This is a genomic window from Massilia luteola (assembly GCF_034420155.1).
Classification (GTDB): domain Bacteria; phylum Pseudomonadota; class Gammaproteobacteria; order Burkholderiales; family Burkholderiaceae_D; genus Telluria; species Telluria luteola.
Genome location: NZ_JAXOFN010000012.1, coordinates 32,574 through 45,595, shown reverse-complemented (window position 1 = coordinate 45,595; position 13,022 = coordinate 32,574). Strand labels below are relative to the sequence as shown.

8 protein-coding genes are annotated in these 13,022 nt (G+C 64.8%); all 8 read right to left on the bottom strand.

The window, feature by feature from the left end:
- Entirely contained in the window at window positions 1-2,748 is a 2,748-nt protein-coding gene (locus U9J41_RS13965) for a type VI secretion system Vgr family protein (protein WP_322402805.1), read from the bottom strand.
- Between the two features lie 423 nt (window positions 2,749-3,171).
- A complete protein-coding gene (locus U9J41_RS13960; RefSeq protein WP_322402804.1) occupies window positions 3,172-4,275 on the bottom strand; it encodes a ribonucleotide-diphosphate reductase subunit beta in 1,104 nt (367 codons plus the stop codon).
- A gap of 132 nt (window positions 4,276-4,407) precedes the next feature.
- The gene (locus tag U9J41_RS13955) at window positions 4,408-7,326 is read right to left on the bottom strand and encodes a ribonucleoside-diphosphate reductase subunit alpha (protein WP_322402803.1); all 2,919 of its coding nucleotides are present in this window, start codon (window positions 7,324-7,326) and stop codon (window positions 4,408-4,410) included.
- A 436-nt stretch (window positions 7,327-7,762) separates the two neighbouring features.
- Window positions 7,763-9,223 (bottom strand): sigma-54-dependent transcriptional regulator, encoded by a 1,461-nt coding sequence (locus tag U9J41_RS13950; protein WP_322402802.1) that lies wholly within the window; start codon window positions 9,221-9,223, stop codon window positions 7,763-7,765.
- Between the two features lie 17 nt (window positions 9,224-9,240).
- Window positions 9,241-10,929: a sensor histidine kinase gene (locus U9J41_RS13945; protein ID WP_322402801.1), complete on the bottom strand. Its 1,689-nt coding sequence runs from the start codon at window positions 10,927-10,929 to the stop codon at window positions 9,241-9,243.
- Between the two features lie 8 nt (window positions 10,930-10,937).
- Complete coding sequence (locus tag U9J41_RS13940) at window positions 10,938-11,225, bottom strand: PP0621 family protein (RefSeq protein WP_322402800.1); 288 nt, start codon at window positions 11,223-11,225, stop codon at window positions 10,938-10,940.
- Window positions 11,222-12,025: a cytochrome C assembly family protein gene (locus U9J41_RS13935; protein ID WP_322402799.1), complete on the bottom strand. Its 804-nt coding sequence runs from the start codon at window positions 12,023-12,025 to the stop codon at window positions 11,222-11,224. Before U9J41_RS13935 ends, U9J41_RS13940 begins: the two co-directional genes overlap by 4 nt.
- Window positions 12,026-12,211: 186 nt before the next feature.
- The gene (locus U9J41_RS13930; protein ID WP_322402798.1) at window positions 12,212-13,021 is read right to left on the bottom strand and encodes an ABC transporter ATP-binding protein; all 810 of its coding nucleotides are present in this window, start codon (window positions 13,019-13,021) and stop codon (window positions 12,212-12,214) included.
- Window position 13,022 lies beyond the last annotated feature (1 nt).

The window sequence follows — 13,022 nt, the reverse complement described above, 5'->3', positions numbered from 1 at the left end:
TTACGCTTTCAAAAGGGTCAGGCGCGCGATCTTGAGCGCCATGTCTTGCGTCAGTTCGGTATGACCTTGATGGTTGGTCACACCTTCGATGGTGCGGCCATCGTCCAGCTCGATCCGGTAACGCTGGTTGGCGTGCGGACGGCCGCTGCCGCGGCGGGCGAGCACGAATTTCTCGTCCGTTTTCAATGTGCTGGTCGGAAGCTCCACACCCTGCGGCGTTCCGCCACCCGGCCCCACGTGCGCAAACGTCGACGACTTGATCGTATGCGCCCCGCTGCTCTGCTGCGTGATGGCGCCGCCGCCGATATCCACCTGCGCACCCTGCGTGACGAAGCGCACCTTGGGGGCCTGCAGCACGATCTCGTCGGCGGCCGTCAGCACGATGCGCTTGGCCGACGTCACGTCGATGTCGTCGCCGTGGGTCTGCAATTCGAGCTTGCCGGTGGCGGCGATCAGCTTGATGCCCAGGCGGTGTGCAAACAGGCTGATGCTTTCCGACACGCGCGCGAGCAGCCGTTTGCCGACAGAGAACTGGGTATTGCCGACGCTGACCACGTCGACATGCGTCTGCGCGCCGAGCGCGATATTGTTCTGGCTCGCCAGGGCCATCCCGGCCGGCGCGGACAGCGCGACGACGGGTTGCCCGCCCCCGCTCGCACCGCCGCTGGCCGTGTTGCTGCCGGCCTCCCATTGCTTCAAGTAACCGAGCAATTGCTTCAGTTCCTGGTCGTCGGTATCGTCCGCGTGGTGCGTCGTCGACAATTCGGACAACTGCCGCTGGACGCCTTGCAACACCTCGATCAGGCCGGTCAGTTCGGCGCGATCCAGTTGCTTGCCGCCGGCTTGCGTGCGCGCGTCGGCACTGATCAGGACGCCCTTCGCGCCGCGCACGGCGACGGCATGGTCGCTGCGCAATTCGGCCCCTTCACCGCGCGCCTCGCCCTTGCCCTCGCTGCGGGGATGCGTGAGCCAGCCCAGATTCAGTTCGCTATGGCCATGTTCGGAAGACAGCTGCGCATTGATTTCGCCCGGCGTGTCGTCCAGCCGCAGCTGGTTGTAGCGGGTGCCCTGCACTTCCTTGCTCTTAATGCCGGCGAGGTATTTATTACCGGGCAGTGTGCCGGTGTGGGTGAACGACGGCGGCGGCGCCGTGCCGCCATATACCTGCGCGACGATGATCGGCTTGTCCGGGTCGCCGCCCAGGAAATCGACGATGACTTCGTCGCCCACGCGGGGCAGCGTGATCGTGCCCCATTGATTGCTGGCCCACGTGCTGGCGACGCGGACCCAGGCGGAATCCCGATCGCTGTCGCTGGCACCGGCATCCTGCGCATGGCCGTGGTCGTCCGATCGGGTGCCGGGAAAGCGCACCTTGACCCGGCCATGTTCGTCGCAATGCACTTCCTCGCCCGCCGGCCCGACCACGCGCGCGCTTTGCAGCCGTGGCCTCGGCAAGTCGGTGCGCGGATCGAAAGCCGGCACGATGGGAATGCCGCGCCGTACGCACGAAAAGCGATTCGTGTAACGCACACCCCGTTCCCCGCTGGCTTGACGCAGCGCGTTATCGAATAAAGCGTCATCCCAGCGGTTCAGCGCGAACAGGCGTTGCGCCTGGTCGTCGACGGTCTTGGGCAGATTGTTTTCCGCATCGACTTCCAGCCGCGTCACGATGAATTCCCGCTCGTTCTCGGGGTGCGTGTCGATGTCCGGATGGCCCGTCAAGGCGACCCATTCCCCGACACACAAGGCGCGCACGCTTCCCTCGCCATAAAAGCATTTGGATTCGTATTCGTGGCGCTTCATGCGCAATTCGCCGAGCTTGCGGTAATCGTCGCCGTCCTCGCCCGCATGCGGCATGTCGATCAGGTAGTCGTCGAGGCTGGCCGCGAACTGGTTCCCGGTCGCTCCCTGGTCGATGCGGGACGATGTATTGCTCGTCATCGGACGGGATTGCAGATAATCCCAACTCTGGCGTGAAACGTTGCCCGGCCTGAGCGTGCGTACGGCACTCCAGGCGATCACGGTATCGCTTTGCTCCGTGCCGTCGTCGCGGTGATAGCGCACCGTGCCGGCGGCATTTTGCGGCAGCGTGAAGGCGTCGTCGGTCAACACGAGGGCATGGGCCGGCGTATCCTGATCGTGCGCTTGGCTGGCCCGGCCGGGACGGATGAACCATGCGATGCCGCGCCGTTTCCACAGGCGCCGCAAAAAGTCGGCGTCGGACTCGTTGTGCTGCATCGTGAATTCACGGGCCGGATACGTGCCGGCGATATGCGACCAGTCCACATCGAACGCCTTGGCCAGCACCGGATTATTCTGGCGCCATTCGTCCAGGATGACTTCGGTGATGTCGAGTTCGTTCTTGTTACGGAAGATGCGGGTATTGGTGCGGTGTTCCATCAATGCGAGGGCATCGCGCACCACGAGTTCATACGTCGCCAGGCCGCCATCGCCCTGGCCGGCCGCCGCCTGCGCCACGATGCCGCAGACGGCGCGCAGGTCGCCGCGATCCGTCACGAACTGGAGCTCGACCGGCAGGGTGATGAATTCCTTCAGCGGAAAATGAGCCTCCGTCGAGACGCACAACAACCGGTATTCCAGTCCGCCGCACAACGTCTCGCTGCCGGTCACGCGTTTGACCAGCAACACATCGTCGAGTACGTGCTGCTCTTGTGACAGCCGCAAACGGATGGGGCGCTTCGCTTCGGACAAGCCAGCGAATGCTTCTGTCAGATCCTTGAGGTTCATTCAAACTTCCTTGCCGGGCGCAATCGATTTGGTGGGGGTATTTAATGGTTCAGTCCAATACAACCCGATATATTATTTCTAAATATCAAACGCTGTCCACGCGCACGATTGACATTTTGAAGATATTTACCACGCCGGCCAAGCCCTTGATTTTCCTGCCGAATTTAGATCACCCCTCCTATTGCATTAATGCACATACATTTACTTTCACGACAATAGATAATAAAAACCTTGCCAGAAAAATGAAATAATTCGCGATTATTCGGAAAAAGAAAAAAGCCGGAATGCGTGAATATTCTCACTGCGCGATTCAAATCGACTCACCGTAATCCGATTCGGATATCGAAGTTATCGGGAAAATAAAAAAAGCCCGCCAGATGGCGGGCTTCGTCGTGCGTGAGCGGACAGCCGGGCGATCCGGGATCAATCCCAGTTCAACGCACCGCCGGTCTGATACTCGGTCACGCGCGTCTCGAAGAAGTTACGCTCCTTCTTCAGGTCGATCATCTCGCTCATCCACGGGAACGGGTTTTCCTCGTTCGGGAACAGCGCGTCGAGGCCGATCTGCACGGCGCGGCGGTTGGCGATGAAGCGCAGGTAGCCCTTGAACATGGCTGCGTTCAGGCCCAGCACGCCGCGCGGCATCGTGTCTTCGGCGTAGCGGTATTCCAGGTCGACGGCCTGCAGGAACAGCGTCTTGATCTCTTCGCGGAATTCCGGCGTCCAAAGCTGCGGGTTTTCCATCTTGATCGTGTTGATCAGGTCGATGCCGAAATTGCAGTGCATCGACTCGTCGCGCAGGATGTACTGGTACTGCTCGGCGGCGCCCGTCATCTTGTTCTGGCGGCCCAGCGCCAGGATCTGCGTGAAGCCGACGTAGAAGAACAGGCCTTCCATCAGGCAGGCGAACACGATGATCGAACGCAGCAGCTTCTGGTCGTTTTCCAGCGTGCCGGTGTGGAACGTCGGATCGTTGATGACTTCGATGAACGGGATCAGGAACTGGTCCTTGTCGCGGATCGACGGGATCTCGTTGTAGGCGTTGAAGATTTCCTTCTCGTCCAGGCCCAGCGATTCCACGATGTACTGGTAGGCGTGGGTGTGGATGGCTTCCTCGAACGCCTGGCGCAGCAGGTACTGGCGGCATTCCGGCGCCGTGATGTGGCGGTAGGTGCCCAGCACGATGTTGTTGGCGGCCAGCGAGTCGGCTGTGACGAAGAAGCCCAGGTTGCGCTTGACGATGCGGCGCTCGTCCTCGGTCAGGCCGTTCGGGTTCTTCCACAGCTCGATGTCGCGCTGCATGTTCACTTCCTGCGGCATCCAGTGGTTGGCGCAGCCGGCCAGGTATTTGTCCCACGCCCACTTGTACTTGAACGGCACCAGTTGGTTGACGTCGGTCTTGGCGTTGATGATGCGCTTGTCGTCCGCGTTCACGCGCTTGGCGACGTCGGCCGCGTTGGCTTCGGGGTTGGTGGCGGCGGCCAGAGCCGGCGCAGCGGCCGGTTCATCGTCCCAGGAGAGAGCCATGATGTTTCCTTCTTATCGTTTACTCAAAAACGTCGTCCCCGCACAGGCGGGGACCCAATTTACGCTAGCGTACTGCACACAAACTTGGATTCCCGCCAAGCGCCCGGCGAGGGCGGGAACGACGGGTCAAAATTACTGGCAGGCTTCGCACTCATCAAAACCCGCATCGCCCGGACGCAGGTAGCACGCGGCGCCGTCGACGACGTCCGGTGCGCTCGCGGCCGGCGCGGCCGCCGGTGCCGCCGCTGCTGCACCCGCTGCGGACAGCCCGCCATCGACCGCCACGGCGTTCAGCGCGCCGGTACGGGTGGTCGACTTCTCCATGTGCGTCGCGGCGATCGTGCGCAGGTAATAGGTCGTCTTCAGGCCGCGCAGCCAGGCCAGTTTATAGGTCTCGTCCAGCTTCTTGCCCGAGGCGCCGCCCATGTAGATGTTCAGCGACTGGGCCTGGTCGATCCACTTCTGGCGGCGCGATGCGGCTTCCACCAGCCACTTCGGCTCGACTTCGAACGCGGTGGCGTAGATGTCGCGCAGGTCCTGCGGCACGCGGTCGATGCGCGACAGCGAGCCGTCGAAGTATTTCAGGTCGTTGATCATGACCTCGTCCCACAGGCCGCGCGCCTTCAGGTCGCGCACCAGGTAGCCGTTGATCTCGGTGAATTCACCCGACAGGTTCGACTTCACGTACAGGTTCTGGAACGTCGGCTCGATGCAGGCCGAGACGCCGATGATGTTCGAGATGGTCGCGGTCGGCGCGATCGCCACGCAGTTCGAGTTGCGCATGCCGAACTGCTTGATGCGGTTACGGACGATGTTCCAGTCCATCGACTCGGATGCGTCCTGCTCGAGGTAGCCGCCGCGCTCTTCGGCCAGCAGCTTGATCGAGTCCTGCGGCAGGATGCCGCGGTCCCACAGCGAACCTTCGTACGACTGGTAGCGGCCGCGTTCCTCGGCCAGCTCGGTCGACGCCAGGTAGGCGTAGTAGCAGACGGCTTCCATCGAGCTGTCGGCGAACTTGACGGCCTTTTCCGATGCGAACGGCACGCGCATCATGTGCAGGCAGTCCTGGTAACCCATGATGCCCAGGCCGACCGGACGATGGCGCAGGTTCGAATTGCGCGCCTTGTCGACGGCGTAGTAGTTGATGTCGATGACGTTGTCGAGCATGCGCATCGCCGTGCGGATGGTCTTCTGCAGTTTGACCACGTCCAGGCCGTCGCCCTTCATGTGGGCCGGCAGGTTCACGGAGCCCAGGTTGCAGACGGCGATTTCGTCGGCGTTCGTGTTCAGCGTGATCTCGGTGCACAGGTTCGACGAGTGCACGACGCCCACGTGCTGCTGCGGCGAGCGGATGTTGCACGGATCCTTGAACGTGATCCACGGGTGGCCCGTTTCGAACAGCATCGACAGCATCTTGCGCCACAGGTCGAGCGCCTGCACCTTCTTGTGCACGGTCAGCTCGCCGCGGGCGGCCTTCTCTTCGTACTTCACGTAGGCTTCCTCGAACGCGCGGCCGACCTTGTCGTGCAGGTCCGGCGCTTCCGACGGCGACAGCAGGGTCCACTCGCCCTTTTCCATCACGCGCTTCATGAACAGGTCGGGAATCCAGTTCGCCGTGTTCATGTCGTGCGTGCGGCGGCGGTCGTCGCCCGTGTTCTTGCGCAGGTCGAGGAATTCCTCGATGTCCAGGTGCCAGGTTTCCAGGTAGGCGCAGACGGCGCCCTTGCGCTTGCCGCCCTGGTTGACGGCGACGGCGGTGTCGTTCGCGACCTTCAGGAACGGCACGACGCCCTGCGACTTGCCGTTCGTGCCCTTGATGCGCGAGCCCAGCGCGCGCACCGGGGTCCAGTCGTTACCCAGGCCGCCGGCGAATTTCGACAGCAGCGCGTTTTCCTTGATGGCGTCGTAGATGCCTTCCAGGTCGTCGGCGACGGTGGTGAGGTAGCACGACGACAGCTGCGAGCGGCGCGTGCCCGAGTTGAACAGCGTCGGGGTCGAGCTCATGAAGTCGAACGTCGACAGCAGGTTGTAGAACTCGATCGCGCGCGCTTCACGGTTTTCTTCGCGCAGGGCCAGGCCCATCGCGACGCGCATGTAGAACGCCTGCGGCATCTCGATGCGGGTGTCGCGGATGTGCAGGAAGTAGCGGTCGTACAGGGTCTGCAGGCCGATATAGCCGAATTGCAGGTCGCGGTCGGCGACGATCGCCTTCGCCAGTTTCTGCAGGTCGAACTTGCCCAGCTCCTCGTCCAGCAGCTCGGCGGCTATGCCCTTGGCGACGTATTGCGGGAAATAGGTGATGTATTCCGCGGCGGCGCCGGCCTGCGGCACTTCCTTGCCGAAGACTTCCTTGCGGATCGTGTGCAGCAGGATGCGCGCGGTGACCTGGCTGTACGCCGGGTCTTTTTCCATCAGCGCGCGCGCGGCCAGGATCGCGGACTTGTGCAGTTCCTCGACCGGCACGCCGTCGTACAGGTTCTTGACCGTCTCGGCCAGGATGGCGTCGGCGTCGACGTGCTTTTCCAGGCCGGCGCAGGCCGCATTGATCAGCGCCGCGACTTCGTTCATGTCCAGCGGACGGCGCACGCCGGCGTCGACGACGGTGAACTGCGGGGTGGCGATCTGCGTGGTGCCCGCCGCTTCCTTGGCGGCGCGGCGCTCTTCCATGCGCTTGGCGCGGTACAGCACGTATTCGCGCGCGACGTCATGCTCGCCCGAACGCATCAGGGACAATTCCACCTGGTCCTGCACATCCTCGATGTGGAAGGTACCGCCGTTCGGCTGGCGGCGCACGAGCGCCGCGACCACGTTGTTCGTCAGCTGCTCGACCAGTTCGCGGATGCGCGCCGACTCGCGACCCTGTTCGCCGTTCACGGCGAGGAAGGCCTTGGTCACCGCGACGGCGATCTTGTTCGGCGCGAACGGCACCACGGCGCCGTTGCGGCGGATGATGCGGTAGTCGCTGTTCGCGACCAACTCGGCCGCGCTCTTGCCGGCCGCCGTTTCTGCTGCGACGTGCGGATTGATGGAAATGTCCGAAGATGTTTGCATTGAGCCTCCCAGCATGGCGTTACGAACTGCCAGCGCCTTCTCGAATTTGGTAGATATGGACCCCTCGGAGAGGATCCAGGGACAGCTGCCAATACATAAAAATTGGCAACTAGATAACTTTTCGCCGACAAAAAATAGGAGCAACAATGTTGAGAAAACGCAGTTGCGCCCCTACTCAGCCTGTTCGGCATTAAGGCCGTTGACCACTAGATGTAGTAGACAACGGCCTTACAGACCTAATTGTAGTCGATGTACGCGAGTTTTAAGAGCACTGCTACTAAGATTTTTTTCTTGACATCGATCAGGTCCGATACTTGAAGCCTCCACGGCGAAGTAAGCGCTAACATTGATTTTATGGCGCGTTTTGCGCTGCTTACTATTCGTGCAAAATCGGCCCGTTTGGCTTTGCTGCATTGGCGAAAAGACCACGGCCGGGTCAGGGTTCGGGCGCCTGGATGTCCAGTTTTTGCATCTGATAACGGAGCTGGCGGACGCTGATGCCGAGCAGGCCGGCGGCCTGCGTGCGATTGAACTGGGTCTGGTTCAGCGCACGCAGGATGATGTCGCGCTCGACCTGGCTCAGGTAGTCCGGCAGGTTGCTCGGCAGCGCGTCGGCGGCCAGCGGCGGTGATGGTGGCGCGGCGGGTGCCTGCGTAACGACGCTTGCCTCTTGCGGCGCCGCGGCCGGCGTGTGCGCATCGGAAGCGGGTACGGCACCGCCCTGCGGCACCACGGCCGCATCGCCCAGCTTCGCCCCTTTCAGCAGCAGGTCGCCGGCCTCGATCACGCCATCGTCGGCGAAGGCGAGCGCGCGTTCCAGCACGTTTTCCAGTTCGCGCACATTGCCCGGAAAAGCATAGCCGCGCAGCGCGTCGAGCACGCCGGCACCGAGGCGCGCGCCGCCCGGACCGGCCAGGCGCGCGAGGATGGCGTCGACGAGCAGCGGCAGGTCGTCCAGGCGTTCGCGCAGCGGCGGCAGGGTCAGTTCGATGACGTTCAGGCGGTAGAACAGGTCCTGGCGGAACGCGCCCGCCTCGACACATTTCGCGAGGTCCTTGTGCGTGGCGCTGATGATGCGCACGTCCACCGGCTCCTCGACCGTGGCGCCGATCTTGCGCACGCGCCGCTCCTGGATCGCGCGCAGCAGCTTGACCTGCATCGCGAGCGGCAGGTCGGCCACCTCGTCGAGCATCAGCGTGCCCCCGTTGGCGGCCTGGAAAAAGCCATCGCGCTCATCGTTCGCGCCCGTGAAGGCGCCCTTGCGGTAGCCGAAGAACTCGGCCTCCATCAGCGCCTCGGGAATCGCGCCGCAGTTCACGGCGACGAACGGTTTGCCCGCGCGCGCGCTCTGGGCGTGGATCTCGCGCGCCGCCAGTTCCTTGCCGCTGCCGGATTCGCCGTTGATGGCGATCGGCGCCTGCGAGCGCGCCAGCCGTGCGATCTGCGCGCGCAGCGCCTGCATCGCGAGCGACGCTCCGATCAGGCGCGACGTCCCGCCACCCTGGCTGACTGCCGGCGCGGCCGCCGGGTCGGACAGCTTCAACGCCGCGCGCACCATCGCGCGCAAGTCGTCCAGCACGACCGGCTTCGACACGTAATCGAACGCGCCGGCCTTCAGCGCCACGACGGCATTCTCGGCGCTGCCGTACGCGGTGATCACGGCGATGGGCGTGCTCTTGTGATTGGCCGCCACCTCGCGCACCAGTTCCAGGCCCAGGCCGTCGGGCAGGCGCATGTCCGTCAGCACCAGCGCATACGTTTTCTGGCCGAGCAGCGCGCGCGCTTCGCGCACGGTCGCGGCGCTGTCCACGTCGAGCCCCATCTTGAGCAGGGTGATCTCGAGCAGCTCGCGCAGGTCGGGTTCGTCGTCGACCACCAGGATGCGGGGTGAGCTCATGCCTATCTTTCCGTGACTTAGATTGATGCTGCGAAGGTGATCACGAAGCGCCCGCTGGCCTCGCCCGTGCCGCCGGCCGGATCGGGTCCCACGTCCTCGGTGCGGTATTCGTAGTCGAGCATCGCGCCGTTGTTCAGGCACAGCTCGCGCGCCAGGTACAGGCCCAGGCCGGTGCCCTTGCTCGACGTCGTGTAGAACGGCTCGAACAGGTGGGCGCGCACTTCCGGCGTGATGCCGGGACCGTCGTCCTGCACGTGCAATTCCATGCGGCCGGTGGCGTCGAGCACCGGACACACGCGGATGCTGGCCGGCTTGCCGCTCGCGTAACGGATCGCGTTGCCGAGCAAATTCACGAGCACCTCGCGCAGGTGCAGGCCGTCGAAACGCACGCTGCGGCCGTGCGCACTCCCGACCCACACTATATCACCGGCCATGCCGTGCATTTCCGTGAACTCGGCGCGCAGCTCCGGCAGGAAGTCGTCGAGCGCCAGGGGCGTGCCGTTCGGCTGCACCTTGCGCGACAGTTTCAGGATGTCCTCGACCATGCGGTTCACGCGCGCCACGTTGTCGTTCACGATGCGCAGCAGGCGTACCTCGGCCGGCCCGTGCAGGTCTTCCGCGAGCAGCGACGTCGCATGGCCGATCGCCGACAGCGGATTCCTCACCTCGTGCGCGATGCTCGCCGTCAGCCGCCCCATCGACGCAAGCTTGAGTTGCTGCGCCTGGTTTTCGATGGCGCTCACGTCCTGCAGGAACACGAGGCTGCGCTCGTCCGCCCCCTCCGGAGTGTCGACCCGCGCGAAGCGCAGCTTGAGGTGCACCGGCTGGTCGAGGCGGCCGCGGACCTGCCCCTCCGTCTCGTGCCAGCGCTTGATCGTGACGTAGCCCCCCTTCACCGCGGCCGGCGCGTCCGCGCTGCCGCCGGCCCAGGCCGCGAAACGCTGCGCCACCGGTTCCAGCGCCGGCAGGTCGGTCAGCAGGAAGGCGTTGCCCTCCTCGCCCGGCTGCGTCTCCAGCCCGAGCATCCGCCGCGCCGCCGGGTTGCCGCCGAAGACGGTGCCGTCGCGTCCGAGCACGAGGATGCCGTCGGCGACGTCGTCCACGACGATGCGGTAGATAGCCTGCTGGATGCGCAGGTCGGCGCCGCGGCGCACGGCCAGTTCTTCCTGCTTGATGAGCCGCGCGGCCAGCCGGTTCACCACCAGCACCACCGCGAAGAACGCGGCGCCGGTGAGTCCGGCCTGGGTCAGCGGCTGGTCGTTCGCGCGCACGAAGATCTGCCAGGTGCTTTCGGCCAGCACGAACAGCGTCGCCAGCGCGGCCGAGAACAGGGCCACCAGCAACGGCGCGAGGATCGCGGCGCCGGCCAGCGGGAACAGATACAGCAGCGCGAGGCCGCTGCGCATGCCGCCGGCGGCCAGGTACAGCAGCGAGATCGCGACGATGTCGACGGCCACCTGGACCGACAGCTGCCACAGGAAGCGCCGGCGCCAGCGCTGGGCGACGAAGGCGAACAGCAGGGCCGCCAGCACGTAGGCGATGCACGTCTCGGCATAGAAGGTGCCGTCCACGCGGCCGTGGCGCACGTCCACGGACAGGTAGAGCAGCAGCACGAGCGCGATCACGATGCGCGTGACCGTGAGCGTCTGCAGCGAGCGCCAGAACGTCGAGCGCGACTCGGCGGAAAAGGGCAGCCAGGGCGCCATGCGGCGGCTTACCTGGCCTGCGGGTGCGCCTCGCGCGCGTGCGCCGTGCCGCAGTAATCGCGGCCATCGGCCCGCACGGCCTCCGACGATGGGAAATAGATGCCGCAATGGGCGCAGCAGGCCATCGCTTCCGGCTTGTCCGCGACGCGGCGCCAGGCTTTCGCCTCGCCGCCGGCGGGACCCGGTGCCGGCCCGGCGGCCGGACCTTGCGCGCGCGTCATCGCCGCGCGCACCTTGCTGCGCACCGCCATCACCACGAGGATGACGAGCGCAATCCAGAAAAGCAGTCGCGTCATACGAACCCCCGGTGCAGAACGACTTCAAAAACGAAACGGCTGCCGACATACGCCAGCGCCAGGGTGGCGAATCCCGCCAGCGTGAAGCGCAGCGCGGTCTTGCCGCGCCAGCCGCGCCAGCGGCGTCCGGCCAGCAGCGCGGCGAACAGGACCCACGACAGCAGCGCGAACACGTTTTTATGGTCCCAGCGCAGCGCGCGGCCGAACAGCTGTTCGGAGAACACGATGCCCGACAGGACGGTGAGACTGAGCAGGATGAAACCGATGCCGATCATGCGGAACAGCAGGCGCTCCATGGTCAGCAGCGCCGGCAGCTGGTCGATCGCGCCTCCCAGCCAGCCCTTCTTCGCGTTCTTCGCGTGCAGGCGCGCCTCCTGCAGCGCCATCAGCACGGCGTGGAAGGCGGCGATCGTGAGCGTACTGTATGCCGACACGGCCACGGCCACGTGCCAGCCGAACGCGGGCGACTGGTCCTGCACGGGCATCAGGTTGCCGGGGAACAGCGGCGGCAGGATCGCCGCGACGGCCGCGAACGGCATCACCATGCGGCGCATGCCGTCCAGCGCGAAGTTGCGGTTTTCGATCCAGTAGGCGGCGACGGAAATCCACAGCGCGGTCGACAGCATGAAGGCGAAGCCGACGCGCAGCGTGCCGTTCGTCACGATGTCCGGCCACAGCGCCGTGCCATGCACGGCCCAGGCGACAAAAGTCACGGCCGAAATGGCCGAGCCCTGCCGCGACGGCAGCAGGGCGCATACCGCGTACAGGATGGCCGCGGCGATAAATAGGGTGAGTTGCATACGCGCGAGTCTACACCATCCCGATGGGGAGGGTTGGGTTGTCAAAGGGATAATCGGGTCACCAAATGCCGTCGTTCCCGCGAAGGCGGGAACCCAATTTTGCGTGAACGGCGATGGTATTGCCCGTGGTCCGCAACGAACTTGGGTCCACGCCTGCGCGAGGACGACGTTTCAAATGACGTGGCCTCAATCGACGGCGGCGGCCTTGATCTCGGCATCGTGGTGGCGCTGCTGCTCTTCCATCACCATCAGCCCCAGTTCGCGCTTGAGCGCATTGAATTCGGGCGCCGCCGGATCGCGCAGGCGCGGCAGCTCGACGAGCAAGTCGCGCTTGATGGTGCCGGGCCGGTACGTCATCACGACGATGCGGTCGGCGAGGTAGATCGCTTCCTCGATGCTGTGCGTGACGAAGATGACGGTCTTCCTGAATTCCGCCCACAGGCGCAGCAGCTCGTCCTGCAGGTTGCGCCGCGTGAGGGCGTCGAGCGCGCCGAACGGCTCGTCCATCAGCATGATCGGCGAATCCAGCGCCAGCACGCGCGCGATCGCCACGCGCTGGCGCATGCCGCCGGACAGGTCTTTCGGATAGCGTTTCGCGAAGTCTTCCAGCGACAGGAGTTTCAACAGTTCGGCCACGCGCGCCGCGATCTGCGCGCGCGCCATGCCCTTGATCTCCAGGCCGAAGCCGACGTTCTGCTCCACCGTCATCCACGGGAACAGCGCGTATTCCTGGAACACCATGCCCCGCTGCGGCCCGGGTCCGGCGACCGGCACGCCGTCGGCCAGCACGCGGCCCGACGTCGGCGGCGCGAAGCCGGCGATGGCGTTCAGCAGCGTCGACTTGCCGCAGCCGGAAGGCCCCAGCAGGCAGACGAACTGGCCGTGCGGGATCTCGAGGCTGATGTCCTGCAGCGCGACCATCTTGCGGCCGTCGCCGTCGAACACTTTGCTGACGTTGGCGATGACGAGGTGGGCTCTTGCGTCAGGGGCGGTCATG